Raw genomic sequence first — 25,127 nt, 5'->3', positions numbered from 1 at the left:
ATACATAACTTTATTTTAAGAAAGTAAAAAACTTATCTCTCAATTATATGAGATTATTATTTAAACGATTAAAAGTAATGAAATAGATCTTTTTAATTACATACTTAATTTACTTTTTAATGTCCAGTATTTTTCTCCATTAGCTTCAAAAGAGAATTCTACCCATCCATTTGGATCTTCACGATAAATAAAGATGGTTGTTCCAGGAGTTACTGTACCAACTTTATTCTCCTCGACAGCTACATCTGGTCTACTTTTAATTTTTAAATTAAATGGATAAGGTACCTGGTAGTAAGCAGCTGATGATACAACATTTGACCTTGAACCGTCTGCATACATTTTATATGGAATTTCATTAGATAACGCGTCGACATCTAATGTTTCAAGATTCTTTGGTAATTTTTTTGCATATGTATAGTCTTCTACACGAAACGGTTTAATACGTTCCATAATACCCGCAATTTTTGTAGCCCAGCCTTTATCTGATGCATATTTCACGTTCATGCCAGTTAATGTTGGCCCGTTATAATACATTCCACTTTCTTCTAAATATCTTTCTCGTACATAATTAGCATTATAAGCAATGCTATCGCCGTAGCTTGGTAAATATTTCGCATATTTAAACGGATCTCCATCATATGCACGTAGACCGAATAGATTATGTTTTTGATATGCGATTTCTGATTTTCCGTATCCAGATTCTAAAATCGCATGCGCTGCTAAATAATGAGCACTCACGCCATATTGATTTTGCGCATTGATAAAATCTTGCCCATGTCCAACTAAAGGACTATCCGAATGATATTTCGCAATAAAACTATCAATCTCTTGAGCTGTAATTTTCGAAGCCACTGTTAAATTTAAATCTTCATATGAGGTAGCAGTAATACTCTCTTTTTCATCGTTTAAATTTTGTTGTAACATATCTGTTTTTGCAGTAAGTTGAGCAGCTTCAGCACGTGTTATAAATCTATTTGGTTGCCAACCGTTCTCGGTACCATTAGAAATTTTTAAATCTATTAAAATATTGGCATATTTTTCTCCCCAATGACCTTTTAAATCTTCAAATCTAACCTGCTCGTTATGATTTGCTGTGCTTTGTAGTTTATATGCATTTACTAACATCGTAGCCATAGCAGCGCGAGTTACTTTTCCGGATGGATTGAAGATTCCATTACCTTCACCTTTAACAATCCCAGCTTTTTCAGCAGCAGCAATATAAGGAGTAGCCCAGTGGTTTTGTGAATCTGTAAAAGATGGTTTTGCATTAGAATCAATTTGTATACCTAAAACTTTTGTCATAATTTTTGTAGCCGAAGCTCTGTCTAATGAGTCATTTGAACCAAAAGTTCCATCTGGATAACCATTTAATACCTGTTTATCAACTAAATAATTAACGGATTTATCAGCCCACGTAGGAACATCAGGGAATTTATGAGTATCTGCTAAAATATTAGAAGAATAGGATAATATAGCTCCTGCAAGGATACCTGTTGCAATTAATTTGTGCTTCATTAAAATAAACACCTCTACCATTGTATTTATCAAATTGAGATTTTCTATTTTTATATTTACATGTTTGTAATAATAATGAAATCGTATTATCATGCATTCAATTTGATGTAACGAGTATAGTTACTTATATACACAAGTGTCAATGAATGCATTTTACAAAAATGTAGAATATTTACATATATTTGAATTTCCCTGATCTTATAATCGACTTATGCATATGGTAGATTTAATAGTTAAATTTCTTTTCGATAGTGTAAGTTTCTTGAATTTAATTATTTTTACTCTATTAGATATAGGAGCATCTTATTAGATTATTTAGGCCCCCTCTTCCGAATCCCATACTTCAATAAATTCAAAGCCTTTTAATTCACTTTGTTCAATAAGAGCCTTCAACTCGTCTGAAATAAAGACAACCGTCGGATGAATTTTTCCATTTATGTAAACTTTAAAAATCATTTCATTTTGAACTATATTAAAATCAAATGCGAACTTTTCACAACCTACTATAAGGCCTGTAATCAGTTTTTTAAAGATTGCTTTATCTCCATCAATTGCATCTAGTACATTCAACACGTGGACCAAGTAATATACCTCACTAGTTGAATTGCGTAAGAGTGGTAAAAATTCAACATTATCACCTACTAAAGGTTCAAGTACTTGCTTGGCTTTTTCACTAATCATTGGTACACCAGTTCCTCCCCAAAATTTAGGGAAATCACTATGAATATCTCCTTCAATACAATATATATATATTTCCCCATGAATTTGTTAAATGAGTTATCGAATTTATTTTTCCATCTATATATTTTTTGTGGTCTTCTTCAAAATTTAATAACTGGAAAGACTCATAGTTATCTAATACTCTCTTTAATACCCATATTTTCATGCTTATTCCCCTTTATTACTACCATTTATTTTTATAGTTATTTCTTGAATTCATTTAATCGTAAATTACCTTCTATTAAATAAAAGCGACAATAGTAGCCGACGGCTACCAAAATAATATCTTGTTTAAATTGATTTCCTTTAAAGTATCTTATTTAGAAAACTTTGCACCAGAATCAATTTATCTTCGTTCATCTGATTTTAAGTTCAGAATTTTCTCAATACAAAAAAGCAGAGCGTATTTTATAATAATCCTTGAGCTAATTATTCTATTAAATCTTACTTTTTACATTCTATCCTCCAAGATTATTAATCTTTGAAATAATTTCCATGTCTTAAATAGGAAAGGTAAAATTCATGAATAGTATTGAAAAAAAACTAGATTACATATTATTCAGTGCATGGTCTGTTTCTTTTGTTGCAACCCTCGGAAGTTTGTATCTTTCTGAAATAATGAAATATGAACCCTGTACATTATGCTGGTATCAACGTATCCTCATGTACCCACTGGTTTTATTATTAGGAACAGCAATTATACGAAAAGATTATAAAATTGGCATTTACAGTTTAATTTTCTCTATTGTTGGTGCATGTATAGCAACATATCATTATTTACTTCAAATAATTCCTTTTTCATTGGAAAATGCAGAATCATGTGGAAGAATTTCCTGTACAGAAGATTATTTAGACGGGTTTGGTTTTATTACAATACCCTTTCTTGCCCTATTAGCCTTTCTTATTATTATCATTTGTAGCTTTACTCTAATGAAATTAAGCAAGGAGCGAAACAGTATATGAAAAAAATGCTAATTTTTATTATTGCTATTTTATCAATATTTGCATTAGTTATTATTCTGACAAATAAAGAAACAAAAAATGAAAAAACTACAGGTACAGAGCAAGTAAATTATTATAAGAATCAAATTACCCCCGAACAATTGCAAGAGGATCTATCAAATCATAAAGAAAAAATAGTTTATTTCTATAAAACAACATGTCCACATTGTTTAAGGGTTTCTCCAATTGTAGTTCCTATGGCAGAAAATATGAAAATTAATATGCAAGTTCTTAATCTGGAAGAGTATAAACAAGGGTGGGATATGTTCCAAATAAAAGGAACGCCGACAATTATTTCTTATAAGGATGGAAAAGAAGTAAATCGAATCTTAGGGGAGCAATCTCTACAAACATTTCAAACATGGTTTAAAAATAATAAATGAGAACTTTGATTTTACCTAAGATTATGTTTTTCTAAATTATAGCTTTAGCATTTATAAAGATGTAGGCATTAACTTTATCTCATATTTGTCAACATACATTCTACTAATTTATAAGAGAGTAGAGGAATCTCCCTCATATTTACCAATCTTAAATAAAGAGAAATTTTTACTTGATAGGTATGAGGGGGATTCCCCATTTGCAATAAAATATAATTTATTAGGAGGTAACACATGTTTAAAAAAGTTGCATTATCAATTGCTTCAGTAGCAGTAGCAGGTTCAATTTTATTTGCAAGTCAATCAGTAACGGAAGCTGCTTTTTATCCGGTCCAAAAAACTGGTTCTGGCCTAGATCTCCGTACAACTCCAACAATAAATGGTGCACGAACTCAATCGAATATCCCAGATGGGACTCAACTTTGGTTATATTGCTATGTGAATGGCGAATCTTATATGGGAAGTAAGGTTTGGGATTATGTAGATGATAATGGCTATGGTGGCGGTGTTAGCTATGGCTATGCTCCTGATTATTTCATTAAAACAGGATCGTCTAGTCCAGTTGTTGGATATTGTAATTTTTAATTTGGAAATAAAAGAAAACAGCCTAATGAGGCTGTTTTCTTGTTTACATGGTAATCTCTGTAGTGGTTAATGTACTTAACTGACTTTTAGTTTGTTGATCTCGTACCACATCAGTAATTACTTTTATGTTTTTAATATCATTTGGGGCTTGAGATAAGAAACATATGAGTGTTAGCTTTATTTTCTCATTCCCCTTTAGACTTCTATCTTTTGGATCCGCATTCATTTTATATACATCTACTTGTTCACCATTACTTAAAACAAGTGTTTTAAAAGGACCTTTTTCTAAATCAAGTTCCTGATTCGAAGTGTTTTCTAAAGTTGTTGTGAATTGTATTGCATTCATTTTCTCTGTACTTAACCCTCTCTCTTTTAAGTTATATATCCCAACTTCACTTACTTCTGTACTTTCAATAACCTTAATTCTTTCCACTTGAATACGAAGAGGCCCTGCTTCTATCATTGTATGAGGTTCACTTAATTGCTTTAAAATAACTGTTCCAAATGGATGTTTTGCTTCTTGTCCCACTTGTGTTAATGGTTCTGTATAAGGCTTAGGTATCGCATTAATTTCGGTTATAGGAGCTTTTTTATTGTCAGATATCACCTCTTTTTCAGATTTCGTTTGATTAGAGCAAGCCGATATAACTATGCATAAGGATACAGCCGTTAGAAAGAAAGGTATTTTTTTCATTTATGAACCCCTTTACTAAAGAATTTAATTCAACATTTTTTACTGTTCTATCGTTCTAAAATCATTGTAAATTAGCAGATTTGTTTTTGGAATATTCAAACCCAAATTATGTGTGCCCTCATATTGAGAAAATTTAGTTCTGTTTCAAAATTTCCCTAGTTAAACTATACTTTAGAAAAAAGAATATGGGAGAATCAAAAGTTTGATATTTTAAAGGAAAAGAATTCAAGCAAGACATTATTTTGATAGCCATTGGCTACTATTTTCGTTTTTCTTTAAGTTATCGAGATGTATCTGAAATTCTGAAAGAACGTGGTGTATCAATTCATCCAACAACGATCATGCGTTGGGTTCATAAATGTGAAATTCGCATCCAATTGAAAGGAGAATAGCGCTATCTGTATCGTTCAATTGATGGAGATGGTCATCTTTGGATATTCAACTTTGAAAAACACGCGATCATCAAGTAACTTACATGTTTATAGAAATATCAATTTAACCATTACAAATATTAGTATTTAATTTTATCAAATTATAATTAGAGGGAATTAAAAAAAGAACTTTTTTAAGAGCTACTTTAAAATCTTAAGTTGAGGGATGTGTGAACGTAACGCTACTAAAATTCTTGCTTTTAAATCATTATTACTGTATTATGTTTACGTAGCAATATAAGGATTATGGTATATGAAAAGGAATCAAATCTATAAGTAAGATTTAAATCCTTTTCCAAGTCAAAAAGATTTTGCCAAAATCTAATATAATTTATGCTTGTCTTTTTAATATGTATCTAGTAAGAACATATTTTTTATCAATAGAATTCTGTTTTCAATGCTAGGAATTAGTGTTCTAAACAAGGAACCATACAAAGTGATCTGAAAAACCTGAGAGGTATTGTATGTAGTTTGCTTATTTCCAGGTACTACATACATACAATAAAAGAGCCTTACCTCCCTCGGCAAGACTCTACTAGTTTAGTTGTATAATATTTACATGATAACTACGAAACAGAAAACATATAACACCAAATAGCAGCACCCTATTACTCCTCCTACAGCTAATACCTGTTTAACCCAACTCTTAAATTTTTGATTACTGTAAATCGCTTGCACTCTTTCCATATTTCCTCCTATTAAGGAGAACCCTTATAGACTCTCACCTTGCTATGGTAACATTAAAAAATGGCTAATAGAGGCCTAATGTATAAATATGCAATATTGCATAAATAAATGTATTGTTATAATTGTAAACGCTTACTATAATAAGAATATAAAGATTCACCACATCTTAATAAGAAAAAAGAGGAGCGAATAATATGGAAATCGCAATGGCAGTTTTAAAATTTATAGGTGGCGCAATCCCATTAATTCAAGAACTTCTAAAAGCATTTATGTAAATTCACTATTTAGCAATTATTTATAAAAATTATCATACAAATGATCTGTATATCAAAAATGAATTGATTTACAGATCATTTGCGTGAGCAAGTTCCCTTTAACATGATTAAGGGACTTTTTTAATTTTTAAATACTTAAGGTTACGCCACCCTTCCTATAATTCTACAAATGGAATAGCATATTTTTCATTTTTGGGACCTAAAAAACTTTAACTTGATGGTGATGGGGTAACAATTCTGATTTAGAGATAAGATCAGTTTATACAAAGATTACCCACCGATATGTGGAAGATGAAGAATACACTTGCGAACTTGAAACGATTGAATTAAAGGACTTGATGTTAGTGTGGTGAACAGAATATGAAAATTACTTAAAAAATCGTAATCTTAACTATAAAATACCAAGACTGCCCCTCTCCTCTCCAGGGCCATCTTGGTGTTTTTTACGTTCACATACAAATTATTATTTGTATTGTTGCATGGGTTCTTTATTAAATGATATACGTCTACTTTACCATCAATAAGCAATGACTAATGTCTCCCATTTTATCGTACTGATTACTTATACGAGGTTTTAAAAGAACCACCTTGACTAAAATGATAAAACAAGAAATCGAAATGAGCCCCTTTTTTATTTTGTAAGCAGTAAAGCTTCCATATAATGCTCTTTTCTCTCAAGAGCTTTTTTTGCATCATCAGCTGTTAATATATAATCTACTGCAATGCTCTGTAATAGCTCCTTATCTGCATTTGGCAACTGAATCGTTATATCTTCCACGCTACTCTTATTATTTCCATTTGTCTTATTAAATTCTTGAATACTTCTTGCCAGCTCTGCTAATTTTTCCATATGCACAGGATTGTTTACATCCAAAAATATATTACTTCTAAAAACTGCCGTAACGTATTTCTTTACATTTTTCTTTTCTTTTTCTGTTTCTTCTTTTTTATCAAAAACAATATTTCCCGTATACATTTGTTCAAACGTAAATATATCGTTATTCTCTTTTCCAGCATAATATGTATTGAACTTTTCTTTTACATCATTCGCTTCTTTCTTGATTTTATAATTATCACTATCTACTTTTGGAGAGATTCGTCCATCCAAAGCTAGCTGAAACTGCAAATACGGTTCATTTACTTGCTGTACATGAGCTATCCGTACATCTGGCCCCAGTAAATCTTTATAATTCCCCGGTATTTCAACTTCATTTAGTTTAACAGAAAAACCATACTGCGATTTTGTATAACTTTGAGCTTTTTGTTTAATTTCTTTATCCGATATATCACATGATGTTAATAGTATTAAACTAAACATCATACTACATGTTATTTTTGTTATTTTCATATGGTATCTCCTTTTATGCTTACTTCATATACATAAATGCTAATATAGATTTCCGATAAAGTCACGAAGTTTAACAAAAAGAAGAGCAGTTTTAAGTTGCTATGTTTATACAATTTCATATGAATCAGAGTTAAATTTAAAAGAACTAAATCGTGCGTTTTCTCTTTATTCAACCATTTAACTTACTAACACTTTTCATAAGATATTTACACACTGCATTTAGGTAAAGAAATACAGAAATGTGTTTTTTTCTTTGTACTATCTAAATTTATGCTCCCTCCATGTTTTTCTACTATATGCTTAGCAATAGTTAATCCAAGACCTGATCCCCCATTATTTTCTCGAGAATCATCTACTCGAACAAATGCATCAAAAATACTTTGTTTCATATCCTCAGGTATTCCAATTCCATTATCTATAATGTTTATATATACTTTGCTTTCATCCTCAATTAACGATACAAACACGGTCGTACCTGCCGTATTATACTGTAGAGCATTAGATATTATGTTAGAGATAGCACGGTATAGTAACCTGTTGTTAATTGGAGCAATCACTTCTTTAGAGGGAATTTGATATTGAAGGATTAAGCGCTTGGCTTGGAATAAATCATAATATTCTACAAGCAATTCACGAATAAACTCAGATACATCAGTTGGATGTACTTCAAAAGGGTAATCAGAATGCTCTAATTTAGACAGTTCAAAAATATCTTCAGTTAATACCGCAATGATTCGAATCTTATTATATATTACATTCAAAGTTCTTTCTCTTTCACTTTTTTCTGTAATGATCCCTAGTTGTAATGCTTCAACATAACCTTGAACGGTTGTAATTGGTGTCCTTAAATCATGAGACAAATCTACAAGCATCTGCTGTTTGGTTTCTTCCAACCTCTTCTTCTCTTTCTCTATTTTATCGAGCTTTTCCGACATAACATTAAACGAATGCTGTATTTGCATTAACTCAAAATATGTTTCATAGTTTAACCTTTTATCATATTTCCCACTAGCAATTTCCTCAAATCCAGTTGCTAGTTTATCCAATGGCCTGGTTATTTTCCTAGCAATTTGCCTACTAAATATATATACATTCATAGAGAAAAATACAAAAAATAAAGCGATTGTAGAAAAAAATATCTTATAAAAAACATATACGTATTCCTCATTTTTATCAGAAAACGTATATTCATACTTTATTGCTTTTTTAGGAACCTTAACAAGGCAATATAATGTATCACCTTTTTCCGTTACAAATGTTGCTACAGATGAATAATAAGGAAGTTGATCATTATCAAAAAATAAAGTAGTAAATTCTCTTTGTGAATATGATAAAAGCTTATCCTTCTTTTCCCCTTTGGTATAGATAACTTGTAAATTTTCATTAAGAATTTCTACCCAACCACCAAATGATTCTATTGATTCTGAATTAATAGTTTTAAAGTTTTCACGCACTACTTCACTTGCTTTTAAATTATTTAGCTCTCCTAGTTGCTTTTCTGTTTGGTACATCAAAAATATAAATAAGATTATCACCGTGAAACCTATTGCTAGTGCAAATATAACGTAATTTTTAATTAAGATATATAAAACTTTATTTTTCATAAAGTTCTTCCTTCCTAGCAAATCTATACCCAAGTCCCCGGATCGTTTTTATATAAACTGGATTCTTAGGAGAATCCTCTAATTTCTCTCGTAGTCTACTAATATGAACCATAATCGTATTATCATCTGCACAGTAATAATCAGACCATACATTTTCAAAAATTTGTTTTTTAGTAAATATTCTCCCTGGTTCTCCCATAAAAAGGGTTAAGATTTTATATTCCGTAGCACTGAGAGAAATGGATTCGCTTGATTTATAGAGTGTACAAGAATGATGATCTAATACTAAATCACCCATATGAATTTGCTTCTCCTTACCTTCTACAGCCTTATCATTAAATTCATAGGACCTTCTAAGATGAGCTTGAACTCTAGCTATAATTTCTAAAGCACTAAATGGCTTTGTAATGAAGTCATCTGCTCCAATCCCTAAACCTATAATTTTATCTACTTCTTGAGATTTGGCTGACAATATAAGTATTGGAAATTGTAACGTCTCACGAATCTTTTTAATTAATTGATAACCATCCATTTTAGGCATCATAATATCAACAATAGCTAAATCAATATGATTTTCTTCTAGACACTTTAAGGCAACGTCACCATTTGAAGCCTCTACAACAAAAAAATTTTCCATTTCTAAAAAAAGCTTTAGAAGATCAATAATATCTTTGTCATCATCAACAATTAATATATTTTTTTTCATACTCTCCCTCGCATCAGTCAGAATTTTCGAAATCTATTTAAGGTTATTGTAAGGTAAATGAAAGTGACATGAAAGACTAACCGTTTAATATACAGGTATGAATTAAAAAAGGAGGCATTATCACATGAAAAAATTTGTTGGAATTGCGTTAGCAGCTACCATTGGAATTGGAGGTTTAGGAACTTTTGCTACTACTAAAACTCACGCTGCAGTAAACAATCAAGAATCAACAAAATCGGTTTATCAAGTATCTGACGTGCAAGGTGAATTTATGCATATTAAAGTGGAGAAACCTTGGTCAATGACGCCAAGCGGAAAACAATACAAATATGTCTTATTTAGTGAAAATAAAATTTATGTAAACCCTAAAACTGGTGTAGTAACAGCATATGAAGAAGGAGCAGCTGAAGGCAGAGTACTCGATAAAAATGGAAATGTTGTTGCTATTTGGTATATCACGGCTTTTAAATAATGAAGGGTTACTTTTACAAGGTCGAAAAGAGCATCTTTAAGTTTATTATGAAAGTAGTAAAAGAATTTCAAAACTTGTAATTAAACTAAAATAAAAAAGCTTATCCTTTAAAACGTAATGATAAGCTTTTTTATTATTCTTTTCATTTTTTGTTTTCGGAAGTATTTCTTTAAGATGATAGCAATGTGGTGCTATCCCATCTATATAAAGCTAAAACTTTATAGTGCCCCAAAACGGAAACAACGAGTTGCATTTATATAAATAGCTTTTGGAAAACTAATAATTTTGTTTAGGGCTACTTTAAGATTTTAGCTTAAATGACATATAGTTTTACCTCATACAGATTGATTAGAATATTAAACTTAAACGTGTTATTTTTAGCAGTCTAAATAATCGGGTTCAATGTATTTTTCTGTTTCAGGAGAGCTTTTAATTTCTATAGCATATTTCTTAAAAGCTACAACAGTAATCCTATCTTCTTGAACTAAACTTCTGGATTCATTTATAGAAGAGAAACCTGTTCGCGTTAAAAAATTGTATAAAGAGGATTTTGCCATCCAAAAACTGGTAACGTTATCTAATGATGCCCATTTTGATTTTAAACGTTCTTCTATTGATGAATTAGCAGAGTGTTCTAGCATTGTGTGTCCCTTATATTCATAATTTTTATAAAGTACTGATACATTAGGAGTAGAAGTGATATGAGTATCAATTATTACAAACCTTTTGCATACTTCATACACTTTTTCTAAAAAGGGGAATACATCTGAGCAGTCTAAATGATATAAAATACCAGAGCATAAAACAATATCAAATTGACCATATTTTTCAGCACTTAAATTTCTTACATCATCTTGATAAAAGGTTAAGTTTTCCAACCTTAATAAATCTTTAGCGAATATAGCTTTTTGTATGTTTGATTCTCTTCCTTCTATCCCTACAACAGTTGCTCCTTGCATAGCAAACTCAATAGCGTAATGCCCCTCTAAACAAGCTAAATCTAAGATTCGAAGATTTTTAAAATCACATTGTGTGATATCTTGAATCATTGTCACAATTTTTTTTAATGCAGGATTTGGTTGTCGAATATCTCTTGTATATAGAGTATCCGTTAATTTAATATCATAAGCGGTCCATTCACCATATTTACGAATAATGTTTTCTTTTTCGAGAACAAAATCTTTCATGATACAATTCGCCACCTTTAACATAATATTATGTGTAATATATACCTTAATAAGATCAATATATGTGTGTATAACTTGTATTTAGACGAAGGTAAACATTTTAAAGCTTCTCACTTTATCATGTGGTACGTCAACGATTCCTTCTTTTTGGGAGCCACTCGCAAATTTAGAACAATATGCAGCTCAAATAGTCAACTAATTAAACTACCTCTTCATCTCATCTATCTAAATTATAGAAATAATTCTAATTTAACTAATTAAGATTTTTTCTTTTACATAGAAAATCTTATTATATTCATTTTTAGCCATAGCCAGTGCAAATGTCATAATGATAAGTGGGACAACACATTGCTATCAAGCTAAGCAAACAAAATACTCCTTAAAATTAAAGAAAAGCAAAGAATAAACTTTAATATGTATTAATCCAAACAAGAGAAGATGATTCATGTGAAACAATTTACTAAATTTCCTCTGACATTTTTAGTTATGTTCCTAGCCAATTTAGCGAACTATTATTTTATCCTATTTATGTAATAATAAAAGCCTTCCTAATTATAGGAAGGCAACGTTCTAAAATGAAAACCTATATTTGATTACTAATTAAATTACCTCAAACTGATAATATACACTTTTCCCATTCTCCCTAGTTACTTTAATTTCAGCAAATCCTTTACCAATGACATCCATTCTAACCTTTCCATTGCCCTGTACTGTATATTTGACAACTTTTTCTCCATCTATTGTTGTATGCTTTGCTGCAACTCCATCTTCTGTTCTAGATTGACCGACACGCCAACAGTCATTGCACTTTTTTGTATTCTTTGATACTATTTTATTTTTTACATATACGCTGTTATTGGACGCATCAGCTATACCATTTGTACTTAACAAAATCACGGAAGTAACTAAACCTATTCCCAGTTTCCTCAACATTATTTCATCCCTCCTGTATCAATTCATACTTTTATATTAAACTGGGATTCTTTCAGGCAACTTTCATTTATCTTACAATAACCTTAAATACCCTTTAACAGTACAAATTCTCTTTATACAAAGTGAATAATTTAGATTTCCTTAAGATTTTGCTATTAAGTAAAACATAAGTGATTGTGGGTTAGGATCCCAATCTTTTGGAGTTTCATTAACTAGGGTAATTACCCATGTCCCTATTCCAAATGGAAAATGATCCACTATTCGCAAAGCCGTATTTGATAATACTGTAGCCCACCCTGCATTAATGACTTTCATGTCAGGTGCTATCATAAAAACTGTACTAATTTTCCCCTTAGTACCAATATCCACACCTTCCCACTTAAAAGACTCAAAACCATCGCCGAGATCAATTCCAGTTCCTTTAGTAGCTTTTAATGAGATTCTTCCTCTTTCTGCACCTAACGTCCTTTCATCCCTATATTGAGACATCAATGCTTGGTGATTTAGATTAACGTTAGGTAAATCACCTGAAGGATTATTTAAAAACCTGCTTTCAGGATTAAGATACCAGTAATTATTATTCATTACCAATCACTCCTCGCTTTTTCATTCGCCTCTCATATAATATTATTTAGACCAACATATGTGCATGTGCCTAATTCCTATAAAACGATGCTTAGTCCACTCCATCTAACACGCCGTAAAACAAGTAAAAAATGCACAACCAAAAGTAGTAAAATTTCTGTACTCCATAGTTAGTCAGTCCTCCTTTTCTAAATCCATTTGCTAAGTGTAATACACGCGTTATAACTAATTCTATATTGCATTCCTCTTTTCTATAAAAGATTTATTTAATTAAAAATTACAACTAATACTCTATATAGAGATAATTCTCATTTCTGCCGATCACAAACCAATATACACAAATTTTATTCTTTTTCATTTAATCTTTCCCACCATTATGTTTTCTGCCTATACATGAAATGAACCAATGAATATATAGGTAAATATATTAGATAAATCTAAAACAAGAAAGAGGTAAGACATTTATGTATCAGAATTTTCAACCATACCATTATCATAATAATTCATATCAATTTCGTATATTCGAAAGATTAGTTGGAGAGTTTTTTACTACTCTAAAACCTATAAAAGTCCCCCAGATAGGACATGTAATTCCTGCTGGCACACGTGTATTTATACACAAAGTTGACCATGATCAAGCAGGTCAAGAAATTGTTACAATGGTATTCCCTTTTGAAAGTACAATTATGAATGGACATCTCACAGCTGCTGAACTTAGTGGAAGAGTATAATCTACTGTATAATCACCAAAATAGGCTGAGAACAAAGATGTTTGACTACAATTCAACCAGATACCACAATATTCCCTCCGCTAAATAAAAGTCAAAATCCTGTCAATACTGCAGATACAATAATCTTTCTTCGTTCTCTCTTTTGAGCCGAGAAGTTGGATTTTGTTAGCTTCTTATTTATTTAAATATGAATTTTAATAAAAACTACTAATTTTTCCGTCCTCTAGAAGATTGAATTTTTATATTCGCTAACGCTTATCTTGTAATTGCATTTCATTGCTAACACTAAATTTCACAGTGCTTTCCATTTGTTTTGTGACTGATGTTAAATACACTGGTGTTTCTCTAAATAATAGTTCTTATCGGTTCATATATTAAATATGATTTTAAGAATACATTTTTTAATGAATAGTTAGGGAACATTTGCTTTGAAGTATACAAACCTTGACATAAAAAGAAAGTAACTGCATCAAGCATTTTAGAACAAAAATTCCGAAATGTTGACAAGACCCTAACGAATAAAGGAGGAATAGAGCATGGCTCGCTCAATTCGTGTTCTCTACCGAGGCGTACAAGGCAGAGTACGGAGAAACTTTAACTGGCCCCCTATTAGACAAAACTCTGCAGTTGTAATCACTGCTGCAGAATGGCGATTCTCCGGAGGGGTTTTTGGTTCTGCTGGTCGTCCCCACTTAGGTGAAGCTAATGTCTTTGTAACAAATATCGGCCCGCATGATCCCGAAGGTGGACCAGGTAGTTCGGGTGGAGTAGAATTCCATCTTCACGTCAATTCAGCATCCCCTTTAGATGTCATTGTCACAATTTCTGTACTGGAGGATATTGAAAACTTTGTAAATGCCTAGCACTGTACAACTCGAAAGCTTCTAGTAAGGTTAAAACAATTAGTCGAATGCCATTACTTACCGCTTCCCCTTAGAAACCCCAGAGATAAATGGGGGTTCTTTTAGTTAAATAACTATTTGGTTTAATTTTCAAAATAAAATCGCTTGTCCATTTCACTTTGCTCTATCATTGTATTTTCTATTAATAATAAGAACTTTTAGAGGTGAATTATATTGGACAAGTTTTTATCTTTTGCAGTACTTAATCCCGATTCGATTGGACCCACACTTCCACCTATGCAACCTTTTCAATTCCCTTCTGGTCACACAGGTTCAACGGGTACTATTGGTGCTACCGGACTGACCGGAAGTACTATTACAATTATTCACGTAATAAAAGCACTCCATAAGGAATGCCTTTTATTATGCCGAAGAAGAAAATTTATCAGCTGCAGAACGAGAAAATCCGAATAATCGGACACTTCCTTTAGTTAAACGAGTGATTGGAGGGTTCCCAGAAGATTGGGGAACTTATACAGATAAAAAAGCATGTCATGGAAATATGACATCTACTGATACACTTGGTATTGCACCAAACGCAAAACTTTTCGATATTCGTATCTTCGAAAAAGAAGGAATAGAAGAATCTTTTCTAGATGTAGTAATTGAAGCTTATGATTGGGCAATTCAACAGCTTCGTCGCAATGGGACTCCTCAAATACTTTCCAGCTCATGAGGGGATAGGTGCAATTCCAGGGGCCACTGATAACTCAAATCATTCGATGAATCGAATGATTTGAGAAGCAATTTAAACAGGCATATTAGTATTATTTTCAGCCGGTAACTGTGAAGATCCTTGTGGAAGTAGAAATCCTAATTATTGTAGAACGAATGGCCCCGGAAAGAGTATACATGGAATTAATGGACATCCATTAGTAATGACAGTAGGTGCTGCTAATATTAATGATGTTCGTGCAGGATATAACGCTCAGGATCCAGCTAATTTTGATGAACATAAACCAGATTTCTGTGCACCTACTCACTTTACTGGTTATCATCACAACAATACTGGTACTTCAGCTGCTTGTCCGGTTGCTGCTGGAGTTGTTGCGTTTCTTAAACAAGCTAATCCTGATTTAACATAGAATAAAGCTAAAAAAGCGCTAATGGATACAGCAAAAAACTTAGAGGAACCTGGTTGGGACTCAAATACCGGTGCTGATATGATTCAAGCAAATGCAGCATTTAATCGTCTTATGGAGCATAATTAGTCTATAAATAATCTTATAATATGAGCTAATCCTTTTTTCATTTCTTGTAATCATTCCACATAAGATCAAAAGTTAGTTTTTAGAAACTCTCCAGCCATCTATAACTGTACTTCGTTCAGTTATTATAAAATTAATACAACTCAATATCTTTATCAAATTAGTTTTTTAAATTCTCTTTCTTTACATTACAAAAATCTAATATTCTTTATTTATTCTAATACATTTTTAAAATAAGATATTTATATTTCTCTAACCCTGAAAATTTCGAGGATTATCTAAGATTTAAGCAACACTCCCAAATGGTATTTATATCCAAGAGTTTCATGTAATTTCATATATATATATCAAAAAATAATTAACCATGATAAATGCAAATTTTCCATTTAATACTTGTATAAACAAATGAGTTCGTTCACAAGTTATATTTGAAATACTGCTTTCTAAGCAAAAATATAATTAAGGTGGTGAAACTATAAGAATGAAAACATCTATTTTCCCTGGTGGTACTAATGATCCTGAAAACGAATTACTTGTTTCCGGCAGTTTTCGTAATCATTCTACAACTGTAAATTCTATACAATCACTAGTCAATCAAGTAAGCGAAAATCAGTTCCAATCATATTTAACCCATTTAGTTTCATATCCAACAAGGTTTTCTACTAGCTCTTTTTATGAAGAAGCCGCAACATGGACTCGTGAGATATTAAAGGAAATGGGATATACAACTAGTAGCGAAACAATACGCGTAAACAATGAAAATAGCCAAAATGTTATCGCAAATAAAATGGGTACAAATCCTGATGAAGAGAAACACTTAATTATTATTACTGCACATCTTGATTCTGTTAACCATAGTGGAGGGCCTTCATCTAATGCTCCTGGAGCCGATGATAATGGCAGTGGTAGTGCAGGAGTTTTGGAAATTGCTCGTGTATTCAAAGACATTCCCGTACAACATGATCTACGTTTTATCCTTTTTGGAGGAGAAGAACAAGGATTATTAGGTAGTAAACAATATGTTGAGAACCTAACTACTCCAGATAAAAATCGCATTCGAGCAGTTATTAATATGGACATGATAGGAAAATTAAATACTTCGACACCAGCAGTATTAATTGAAGGTTCACCTTTATCTGAAGAGCTCATTAATGGATTAAAAAATGTAGCATCTTTATATACAAATCTCGATGTCAAGGTATCTCTAAATCCATTTGATAGCGACCATGTATCTTTTCTTAATAAGGGGATCCCTGCTGTTTTAACAATAGAGGGCGAAGACTCTTTGAATCCTAATGACCATACCGCAAACGATACTCTTGAGCATATCTATTATCCACTTGCTCTTGATATTTTACGAATGAATATAGCTTTTATTGCTTCTCAAGTTACAAATTTAGAATGAAAGAGGGAATTTTCATGAACAACTTTACTCATGAAGAAAGTTTCAATAACTCAACAGACAATTCTAAAGACCCGACCCCTACCAGACGTAATTGTGGAACTATGAGTATGCACGAAAAATTATTAGAGGAATCCGAAGAATACAGAAAAGAACGAGAAAAAATTGAAAAAACGACTGAAGAATTTATTAAGAATAAAAAACAATAAACATTTTTACAATCGTTTTCGAATAAAACATTATTTGAAATACTGAACGAAACTTACAGAATATCAGCTAAAAGGAGAAATTAAAATGCCAAATCAAACTAACTCAGCAGAAGGAAAAAATACACCTACTGTGCGTAGATGCGCAACTATTGAGCTTCACCATAAATTACTAAATGAGTCTGAACAATATAAGAATGCTCGTATTGAAATTGAAAGTGTAACAAATGAATTCCTGAATAGTGCGCGTCTAGAATCAGAAAGACCAGTTGTTAAAATCCCTGTAGTAGTCCATATTGTATGGAATACTGAGGAACAAAACATCTCAGATGAACAAGTCCATAGTCAAATTGATGTTTTAAATCGTGATTTCCGAGCAACAAACCCTGACATAGCAAATGTACCTTCTGCATTTAAAGATTCTGTAAGTGATGCTAGAGTAGAATTCTTTCTTGCTACAAAAGATCCTGACGGAAATCAAACAAATGGTATCACTCGTACCCAAACAACTCAGCAATCATTCTCAGTAGATGATGCAGTCAAATCAGAAAGTGCTGGTGGAGTAAATGCCTGGCCAGCTGATAGATACTTAAATTTATGGGTTTGTGAGTTAGAAGGTGGGCTTTTAGGATATGCACAATTCCCTGGTGGACCAGCTGATAAAGATGGAGTTGTTATCACATACACTGCATTTGGTACTACAGGTACTGCAAAAAAACCTTTCCATTTAGGACGAACAGCTACTCATGAAATTGGTCATTGGTTCAATTTATTCCATATTTGGGGTGATGATGGAAATGCATGCAATGGCACTGATCGAGTTGATGATACGCCTAATCAAGGAGGAGATAATGTTGGTAGTTCACAAGGTGCACCTGGTCGTCCTGTAATAACATTTCCACATACTTCTTGTAACAATGGACCTGATGGCGATATGTTTATGAACTATATGGATTACGTTGATGATGATACTATGGTTATGTTTACAAAAGGTCAAGTAGATCGTATAGATGCATGTCTTGCTGGACCACGTTCATCCTTTCTTACAAATTAATACGATAACCTAATTTTAAAACGATGTAGGTTAGGATTAAGTAATAAGTATATACATGCAATAAGTACCCTACAAATCATAATAAATTAAATCTCGTTAAAACAAAAAGAGATGTCCTAGTACTATATCTAGGGCATCCCTTTATTTTTACTCAGCTTAAAACATAACTCGTCTAAATTTCTAGATTTTATACATCTCTAACATGGATTGTGGAACAACTTTTTTTCCCACTACTTTAAATTCAAATTCCCCTTTTTCTCCATATATTAATTCTATAATTGGAATAGTTACCATTAATTTTTCCTTCTTTTTTCTTTCTGTCTCTAAATCAATTATTTTCATGTCACAATCCCCTTTATTTATTATAAACAAGGAGAAAGCACTCATTTGAGTGCTTTCTCCTTGTTTATAAGTGGACCTTGTAGGACTCGAACCTACGACCGAACGGTTATGAGCCGTTTGCTCTAACCAGCTGAGCTAAAGGTCCAAAGCATAAAATTTACTTCATAAGGCGTATTCACATATATCATTTTACCATATAATGTATCAATTCACTTTACTTTTTATTTAATATGCACATTTACATCGTGTTAAAAGTGTTTATTTTCTGCACTCCTAATATTTTGTAATTAGTACTATCTTTTAATACCTTTACAGAGATCTGATTAACAGTAAATAAAATGTATATATCAATCATATTAAAAATGATATAGTTACAATATTTAATTACTTATATTGTCAAATACTCTTATGCAATATTGTTTAATATCAGTAATAGCAACTAAATTATATGCCTGTTTCATTGTATTAAAACAATTATCTATCTCCCCTTTTTCCATGATAGGTTTACCAGAATTATTACCTTCTAATTCTAGATCAGCTACTGCCCATGGTAAGTCAAATAGAATCATTTTCTTTAAAGTCTTCCCACTATAACAGCCTAAAGTATTAACTACACAGTCTAATATTTCCTTTTCTATTTGAGTTAATTGATTTGTACTATCATAATTAACTTCAAGATTGTCGTACCGATATACTTTATATTTATTAAAAATAACTCGATATACCGGGCCATGACTTCCTACTTCACAATCATCTTCAAATAAATATGTTCCAGTAAACACCTTACAAAATCCTTGCGCATAGTATAACAGCTTTTGAAGAGCTAAAGGAGTAATATCATCATTTTTATATAGCAAATAGTTAGCAACTTCCTCGATTTTCGTAGTCTGCGTAGAAGGAATATCATCATTTTCCTGTAGATTTGCGATTGCTTCTTTAGAGACTCTATATGCTTTTTGAGTAATTAAATCTTTATTTCTTTCCAAAATATCTAGCATAAAAGATTGATCTCTACCTAATCTTTTCAATATATCCGAGTACTGCTTTGTCGGAATATCTCCATTTACATACCTTGTTAGGGTAACCTCTCCCCAACCTAAAAGTAAAGACAATGGACGTTTTCCAATCTTATATTTTTCTAAAACCTCTCTTATTTCAGAAATAGTAACTAACTGTTCCTGTTGTCTATAGGCATGATCTAATTGTTCTAAATTATAATCATGAATGTTAGGAACAAATATTTCAGATTTACACTCCTCGCAATTTGCTTCTTTACCTACATAATGATATTGCTTCCCTCTAATGACTGTCACTTTTGAAACATCTTTAGTAGAATACTTTACCATATCTCGACAAAACTCACATAAAACCAACATAAAAATCCTCCCTCATTCTAAAACCATTAGTCACTTATCTTTACCTAAAAAGATAAGTGACTGGTTTATTCCTTGTATGAAAAGAAACAACAATCATGTATTTGTTCCTGTCCTTATTTTCAATTAGATTCATCTTAATATATATGTCTACCGACTTCTTTTGTCCCCAATTATCTAACTCATATTGTGGACAAAAGATATACAGTTTTTCATGAGCAAAATTTGGATTTTTATTATCAACTGCATAACAAAAATCACGTACTCCTATATTAAGAAGAATCTCTTTCACTTTACTAGCGTTAATCTTATTAGCCTCTAAAAATTCACTATTCTCTTTCCTTTTTTCATTTCGAGAAACCGTAAATCGATTATTTTTAATTAATTTTTTAAACTCTAATATGTACTGCTCAATCTCCCCGATTGTAAAATTAGTGTGCTTTTTTGTCTCCCTATTTTGAAAGCTAATATGCATTAAAATTCTTTCCCCTTTCAAATCGTACCTCATATTTACTAGAATTACAATAAAAAACGTATCAATTGATACGTTTTTTAAAAATTCACAGTAAAATTCTATTCATCCTTCTTATAATGAGTACATTTATGTCGTCTATAAAACTTCTATATAATTATTTTTGCTGCGATTCGTAAATCTATTATGTATCTATTTTACAATCACAGTTTCATGTATTCGTGTATACATTTAACGTAAAAAAACTACATATCCCTCCAATTTCCCTGATAAACAAATCAATTACTCATATGTATTCTTCTCCCCCTATATAAACTTCCTATCTTAATCTGTTGTTTTATACAGAAATATATATTTATACCTGTTTAAACCTAAACAAAAAAGGCCTCCTCAAGTCGATTAATTGTGCATAGCAAAAAAAGCTAATTACACTAATCGGCTCAAAGAAGCCCTTTCAAAATTAAAGTAAGAAAAAAACTTACTTCTACAACTCAACCACAACACATAAGGTGTGGGAATGAACGGAATCAAATAAACTAACAATATACCTATATATTACAAAATACATAGGTATATATCAAGATATTTTAAAATATTTCCAAATGCTGATTTTCATTCTTTATTTTCTTCCAAATAAAAAAGCATATAAATACTTTACTCTTTCCAAAACTGTTCCATTAAACTACCTCTGCAGTTAATAGAAAAATACGCCTCAGATAATTATCTGAGGCGTACATATCCACTGTATACTATATTATTTTTGTAATGACTTATACAAATCAATTTCATTGTTTTCATTAGTATTTCTTTTTAAATGTTGAATTGCCTTATTTGGGTTCTTTTTATAACCATATTTATCGATTATTAATGCTAAAGCTGCTGATACTTTTGGTGCAGCTAATGAATTTCCATAGTTAAAATAGTACCCCCCTTGAGGATGAGCAACAAGAATTATTTCTTTTTTAAATAACTCATCTTCCATCCATTTCTCTGGACCATACATGTTCAGCAATTCAATATCACCGCCAGGAGCTGTAAAATCTATTGCATTTCTTCCATAATTCGAAAATGATGCAACAGTTTGCTTAGGACCAGTCGAAGCAACCGAAATAACATGAGGTAATTGGGATGGAATATCTTGTACTATGCCTTTCGCAAATTTCCCTTCATCTTTTAATCCATTATTTAAAACATTTAATAACTCACTATTTTTATCAATGTTTACTGAATCATTTCCTATAGCACTCACAACAATGATTCCTTTTTTCTTTGCGTAATCAATTGCTTTTCGATAAGCTTTAATTTCTGCACTATTATTTTCGCTACCATCTGAATATTTACCTGTTTTCAACATATATGACCCTGCACTAATATTAATAATATCATTTTCATCTTTTGTAGCTTCAATTATTCCTTTAACAATCCAGATAGCTTCTGCAGAACTCGATCCAAATACTCTATACATATTTACAGGCATATCAGGTGCTACACCTTTCATCAGTCCATTAGCATTTATCTGACTAAGTACGCTCGTTCCATGACCTGTAAGGTCTGTTAATTGATTTATATCTCCTGTTTCATTTGGTTCTTTCCCTTTATATCCACCCTTAGGTACAAGGTTCTTGGATTTTAAAATGGATGTTTGTTGAAAATCAGGATGATCCTCTGGATTACCAGAATCAATAACAGCAATAGATACTTTACCTGAAGGTTTATGAAGTTTATAGCTTTCACCGTTATGCGTAATTCGTTTCATATCCCATTGTTGCTCCCAAATAGAATCCGGATTAATAACTTTTTCATCATTTATATTTGGAGTATACGTTTTAAACGCTCCAGTTGATGAGTTAATTTCATCAATATTGTTTGAATCAATGGTATTTATAATTTTATCTCTTTCACCTTCGACCTGCAGCATTTTGATTTCCGGTATGGAATAAATTACTTTTTGATCTTCACTTCTTAATTTACTTAAAACAACCTCAAAATCTGCATTTTCCTTTATAAGGATTGAATAATATTCTTTTCCTTCTGCTTTAATATCATTTGGTAAAAAACTCAACACTAATAAAAAACTGAAAATACATAATATATATTTTTTAAAAATATTCATTTATCCCCCAACCTTACAGTTATTCTTTATTACATAATTGAAATTCTTTAACTTATCATTGAGAATATAAATTATAATAATAAGATTTATTTTTTAATAATTGTTCATGTGTACCTATCTCTTTAATAGAACCATTTTCTAGATAAATTATTTTATCTGCATTTTGAATAGTTCTTAATCTATGAGCTATGATTATTTGAGTAATATGTAGCTGTTTTAATGTATTCTCTATATGTCTCTCTGTAAAGAAATCAAGATGACTAGTAGCTTCATCGAAAATAATTGCGCTTGGTTCTTGATATAATGCTCGAGCTATCAAGAGTCTTTGTCTTTGTCCTCCAGAAAAGTTATTACCACTCTCTGAGATAATTGTTTCAAATCCCATTGGAAAATTCATAATATCTTCTAAAATCCCAGCTTTCTCAGCTGCATCAATAACTTTAAAATCATCATGACTATCTTTAGACATAGAAATATTATCACTAATTGATCCTGAGAATAATTTTGATTCTTGTAGTACAGTACCAATCGAGGTTCTTAACCTATAATAATCATAGTCATTAATATCCTGATTATTAATTAGTATCCTGCCTTCACTAACCTTATATAGTGCAAGTAATAATTTAGAAATTGAACTTTTTCCTGATCCTGAAGGACCAACAATAGCTACTTTTTCCCCTTGCTTAATAGTGAAACTTAACTCTTTCAGAGTATAGTCACTAAATCTATTGTATTTAAAAAATACATTTTCAAACTCAATATCACCTTTAATACTTTTAGTGTTTACTTGAACACTTTCTTTTTCTTGCTCATCTTTACTTCTCAAAACATCTCTAATTCTAGAAAAATAACTTTCTAAAGAAATTAATTCAGTGTAATTATTACTAATTGAAATTATAGGGGTAATGTAAGACCCAGCGATGGAACTAAAAGCTATTAAAGTCCCTAAAGTAATCTCTCCTTTTAACAAATAGTGACCACCAACCCACAATATCAATAATGGAACGACCACTTGAAAGAATCCTGTAATCGTATGGATTACCGCTTGAAATATATTAAGTTTTTTAGAACTTACTAGTTCTTTAGCAAAATTATTTGACCAAAGGGATAACCTTTTTTTCTCAAGTCCTAAACTCTTTATATCGACAATATTATACATATTTTCGGTTAAGACAGATTGTGTATTAATTTTATCCTGTATATTCTTTTTAGTCATTTTTCTAACAATATTTGAGGTGAAAAATAGTAATATAGCTAGCACCATACTTAACAGGAAAAGTAATAATGTCAATTGAACAGAAAAATTAATCATTACTATCGTATAAGTTACGATAAGTAATAAATCTATGAAAATAGTAATCATTGTAGTAGAAATTATATCCCTTATAAATACAGCTGAGTTTGCTCTAAATAATAAGTCTCCACTACTCCTATTATCAAAAAATGAATATGGTAAATAAAACATTTTTTTCATAAAATCATTCATTATTGATGAATCAAGACCTTTTTGAAGTATAGCAATACATACTCCTCTTAAAATTGACATACTAATGAAAGACAATGAAAAAATAACCATTAACCATCCAAATGTATCTAATTTACCTATATCTCCATTAGTAAAAGCATTATCAGTTACCCACTTAGTACTAAGTGGGATAACTGTCATTAAGCCTTGAATAATAATTGATATAAGTACTAAAACAAAGAACTTACCTTTATGCTGATTAAAATATTTTAAAATTATGCTCTCTTGTTTTTCTTTTACAACCTTATTTTTAGCAGTTCCTAGAAATTCAAATGTTAAAACAAAACCAGAATATTTTTTTTCAAAATCCTCATGCGAGATTTTAATCTTTCCACGATTAGGATCAACTATTATTTTGTAATTTTTATTTATTTCCTCTAAAACAACGAAATGATTATTTCCCCATTGTATAATGCAAGGTAGCGCAATAAGCTTTAACTCTTCACTATTGACCTCATATGCATCTACATTAAAATAATAGTTCTCTGCTATTTCCTGAAGATTTAAAAATGAAAAACCTTCTCTAGGGGCTGGATAAAGATTTCTCAAATCATTTAATGAGACTTTTACATTATAGAAATTAGCTATCATAGCAAAACATGCTAATCCGCATTCCACGCTCTCCATTTGTTCTATAAACTTTACTTTTTTCTTATATATTTTCATATACAATCC

Annotated in this window: 24 protein-coding genes, 1 tRNA gene and 5 pseudogenes; 14 read left to right on the top strand and 16 right to left on the bottom strand. The window is 31.1% G+C overall.

Features of this window, described 5'->3' with window-relative positions; genetic code table 11:
- Positions 1 to 96: 96 nt before the first annotated feature.
- The 3 genes and pseudogenes from MRP26_RS21585 to MRP26_RS21575 all read right to left on the bottom strand — a co-directional run.
- Positions 97 to 1,515, bottom strand: a complete 1,419-nt coding sequence (locus tag MRP26_RS21585; RefSeq protein WP_242806888.1) for an S-layer homology domain-containing protein — start codon at positions 1,513 to 1,515, stop codon at positions 97 to 99.
- 315 nt (positions 1,516 to 1,830) lie between these two features.
- A pseudogene (locus tag MRP26_RS21580) lies at positions 1,831 to 2,401 on the bottom strand (imm11 family protein).
- A gap of 76 nt (positions 2,402 to 2,477) precedes the next feature.
- Positions 2,478 to 2,555: pseudogene (locus MRP26_RS21575) on the bottom strand (IS6 family transposase); the annotation flags it as partial.
- A 202-nt stretch (positions 2,556 to 2,757) separates the two neighbouring features.
- Here MRP26_RS21575 and MRP26_RS21570 point away from each other — a divergent pair.
- The 3 genes from MRP26_RS21570 (at position 2,758) to MRP26_RS21560 (ending at position 4,202) form a co-directional block, all read left to right on the top strand.
- Positions 2,758 to 3,198: a disulfide oxidoreductase gene (locus tag MRP26_RS21570; RefSeq protein ID WP_001084323.1), complete on the top strand. Its 441-nt coding sequence runs from the start codon at positions 2,758 to 2,760 to the stop codon at positions 3,196 to 3,198.
- Positions 3,195 to 3,620, top strand: coding sequence for a thioredoxin family protein (locus MRP26_RS21565; RefSeq protein WP_065705094.1), 426 nt, complete (start codon positions 3,195 to 3,197; stop codon positions 3,618 to 3,620). Before MRP26_RS21570 ends, MRP26_RS21565 begins: the two co-directional genes overlap by 4 nt.
- Positions 3,621 to 3,851: 231 nt before the next feature.
- Entirely contained in the window at positions 3,852 to 4,202 is a 351-nt protein-coding gene (locus tag MRP26_RS21560) for a hypothetical protein (protein WP_087947821.1), read from the top strand.
- Positions 4,203 to 4,245: 43 nt separating this feature from the next.
- Here MRP26_RS21560 and MRP26_RS21555 read toward each other — a convergent pair whose 3' ends face one another.
- Positions 4,246 to 4,896 carry a hypothetical protein gene (locus tag MRP26_RS21555; RefSeq protein ID WP_097962053.1) on the bottom strand — a complete coding sequence of 217 codons (651 nt, stop codon included), beginning with the start codon at positions 4,894 to 4,896 and terminating at the stop codon, positions 4,246 to 4,248.
- Positions 4,897 to 5,132: 236 nt separating this feature from the next.
- On the opposite strand from MRP26_RS21555, the pseudogene MRP26_RS21550 reads away from it, so the two are divergent.
- Both MRP26_RS21550 and MRP26_RS21545 read left to right on the top strand, forming a co-directional pair.
- Positions 5,133 to 5,341, top strand: a pseudogene (locus MRP26_RS21550) (IS6 family transposase); the annotation flags it as partial.
- Between the two features lie 761 nt (positions 5,342 to 6,102).
- Positions 6,103 to 6,289 (top strand): annotated as a pseudogene (locus tag MRP26_RS21545) (hypothetical protein).
- Positions 6,290 to 6,920: 631 nt separating this feature from the next.
- On the opposite strand, the gene MRP26_RS21540 reads toward MRP26_RS21545, so the two are convergent.
- The 3 genes from MRP26_RS21540 to MRP26_RS21530 form a co-directional block, all read right to left on the bottom strand.
- On the bottom strand, positions 6,921 to 7,637 hold the full coding sequence (locus MRP26_RS21540) for a hypothetical protein (protein WP_097962054.1): 717 nt from the start codon (positions 7,635 to 7,637) through the stop codon (positions 6,921 to 6,923).
- 206 nt (positions 7,638 to 7,843) lie between these two features.
- Positions 7,844 to 9,241, bottom strand: coding sequence for a sensor histidine kinase (locus MRP26_RS21535; RefSeq protein ID WP_197242045.1), 1,398 nt, complete (start codon positions 9,239 to 9,241; stop codon positions 7,844 to 7,846).
- Positions 9,231 to 9,947, bottom strand: coding sequence for a response regulator transcription factor (locus tag MRP26_RS21530; RefSeq protein WP_097920827.1), 717 nt, complete (start codon positions 9,945 to 9,947; stop codon positions 9,231 to 9,233). Before MRP26_RS21530 ends, MRP26_RS21535 begins: the two co-directional genes overlap by 11 nt.
- 124 nt (positions 9,948 to 10,071) lie before the next feature.
- On the opposite strand from MRP26_RS21530, the gene MRP26_RS21525 reads away from it, so the two are divergent.
- Entirely contained in the window at positions 10,072 to 10,419 is a 348-nt protein-coding gene (locus MRP26_RS21525; RefSeq protein WP_242806886.1) for a hypothetical protein, read from the top strand.
- Between the two features lie 377 nt (positions 10,420 to 10,796).
- Here the strand turns inward: MRP26_RS21525 and MRP26_RS21520 are convergent, their stop codons facing one another.
- The 3 genes from MRP26_RS21520 to MRP26_RS21510 form a co-directional block, all read right to left on the bottom strand.
- On the bottom strand, positions 10,797 to 11,606 hold the full coding sequence (locus MRP26_RS21520; protein WP_242806884.1) for a class I SAM-dependent methyltransferase: 810 nt from the start codon (positions 11,604 to 11,606) through the stop codon (positions 10,797 to 10,799).
- Between the two features lie 600 nt (positions 11,607 to 12,206).
- Positions 12,207 to 12,539: a hypothetical protein gene (locus MRP26_RS21515; RefSeq protein ID WP_242806882.1), complete on the bottom strand. Its 333-nt coding sequence runs from the start codon at positions 12,537 to 12,539 to the stop codon at positions 12,207 to 12,209.
- Positions 12,540 to 12,680: 141 nt separating this feature from the next.
- Positions 12,681 to 13,124: a hypothetical protein gene (locus tag MRP26_RS21510; RefSeq protein ID WP_242806880.1), complete on the bottom strand. Its 444-nt coding sequence runs from the start codon at positions 13,122 to 13,124 to the stop codon at positions 12,681 to 12,683.
- Between the two features lie 464 nt (positions 13,125 to 13,588).
- Between MRP26_RS21510 and MRP26_RS21505 the strand changes: the two genes are divergently transcribed.
- From MRP26_RS21505 to MRP26_RS21470, 8 genes and pseudogenes are all read left to right on the top strand, one after another.
- Entirely contained in the window at positions 13,589 to 13,855 is a 267-nt protein-coding gene (locus MRP26_RS21505; protein ID WP_197242042.1) for a hypothetical protein, read from the top strand.
- Positions 13,856 to 14,391: 536 nt separating this feature from the next.
- Complete coding sequence (locus MRP26_RS21500; protein WP_016078275.1) at positions 14,392 to 14,718, top strand: hypothetical protein; 327 nt, start codon at positions 14,392 to 14,394, stop codon at positions 14,716 to 14,718.
- Positions 14,719 to 14,931: 213 nt separating this feature from the next.
- A pseudogene (locus tag MRP26_RS21495) lies at positions 14,932 to 15,072 on the top strand (exosporium leader peptide-containing protein); the annotation flags it as partial.
- Positions 15,073 to 15,196: 124 nt separating this feature from the next.
- Complete coding sequence (locus MRP26_RS21490; protein WP_197242040.1) at positions 15,197 to 15,433, top strand: hypothetical protein; 237 nt, start codon at positions 15,197 to 15,199, stop codon at positions 15,431 to 15,433.
- Between the two features lie 82 nt (positions 15,434 to 15,515).
- Positions 15,516 to 15,842 carry a S8 family serine peptidase gene (locus tag MRP26_RS21485; protein ID WP_197242059.1) on the top strand — a complete coding sequence of 109 codons (327 nt, stop codon included), beginning with the start codon at positions 15,516 to 15,518 and terminating at the stop codon, positions 15,840 to 15,842.
- 604 nt (positions 15,843 to 16,446) lie between these two features.
- Entirely contained in the window at positions 16,447 to 17,370 is a 924-nt protein-coding gene (locus MRP26_RS21480) for a M28 family metallopeptidase (protein ID WP_153582664.1), read from the top strand.
- A 14-nt stretch (positions 17,371 to 17,384) separates the two neighbouring features.
- Positions 17,385 to 17,576: a hypothetical protein gene (locus MRP26_RS21475; RefSeq protein ID WP_197242039.1), complete on the top strand. Its 192-nt coding sequence runs from the start codon at positions 17,385 to 17,387 to the stop codon at positions 17,574 to 17,576.
- Between the two features lie 85 nt (positions 17,577 to 17,661).
- Positions 17,662 to 18,627 carry a zinc metalloprotease gene (locus MRP26_RS21470; RefSeq protein WP_197242038.1) on the top strand — a complete coding sequence of 322 codons (966 nt, stop codon included), beginning with the start codon at positions 17,662 to 17,664 and terminating at the stop codon, positions 18,625 to 18,627.
- A 180-nt stretch (positions 18,628 to 18,807) separates the two neighbouring features.
- Here MRP26_RS21470 and MRP26_RS21465 read toward each other — a convergent pair whose 3' ends face one another.
- From MRP26_RS21465 to MRP26_RS21440, 6 genes are all read right to left on the bottom strand, one after another.
- A complete protein-coding gene (locus MRP26_RS21465; RefSeq protein ID WP_242806878.1) occupies positions 18,808 to 18,969 on the bottom strand; it encodes a hypothetical protein in 162 nt (53 codons plus the stop codon).
- Between the two features lie 71 nt (positions 18,970 to 19,040).
- A tRNA-Ile gene (locus MRP26_RS21460) sits at positions 19,041 to 19,114 on the bottom strand.
- Positions 19,115 to 19,349: 235 nt separating this feature from the next.
- Positions 19,350 to 20,345: a type II toxin-antitoxin system antitoxin SocA domain-containing protein gene (locus MRP26_RS21455; protein ID WP_242806876.1), complete on the bottom strand. Its 996-nt coding sequence runs from the start codon at positions 20,343 to 20,345 to the stop codon at positions 19,350 to 19,352.
- Between the two features lie 40 nt (positions 20,346 to 20,385).
- Positions 20,386 to 20,817, bottom strand: a complete 432-nt coding sequence (locus MRP26_RS21450) for a hypothetical protein (RefSeq protein ID WP_197242058.1) — start codon at positions 20,815 to 20,817, stop codon at positions 20,386 to 20,388.
- A gap of 751 nt (positions 20,818 to 21,568) precedes the next feature.
- Positions 21,569 to 22,927 (bottom strand): S8 family peptidase, encoded by a 1,359-nt coding sequence (locus tag MRP26_RS21445; protein WP_100616750.1) that lies wholly within the window; start codon positions 22,925 to 22,927, stop codon positions 21,569 to 21,571.
- A gap of 55 nt (positions 22,928 to 22,982) precedes the next feature.
- Positions 22,983 to 25,118 carry a peptidase domain-containing ABC transporter gene (locus MRP26_RS21440; RefSeq protein ID WP_100616753.1) on the bottom strand — a complete coding sequence of 712 codons (2,136 nt, stop codon included), beginning with the start codon at positions 25,116 to 25,118 and terminating at the stop codon, positions 22,983 to 22,985.
- Positions 25,119 to 25,127 lie beyond the last annotated feature (9 nt).

The organism is Bacillus sp. CCB-MMP212, assembly GCF_022748145.1.
Classification (GTDB): Bacteria; Bacillota; Bacilli; order Bacillales; family Bacillaceae_G; genus Bacillus_A; species Bacillus_A cereus.
This window is presented reverse-complemented; position numbering and strand designations above follow the sequence as displayed.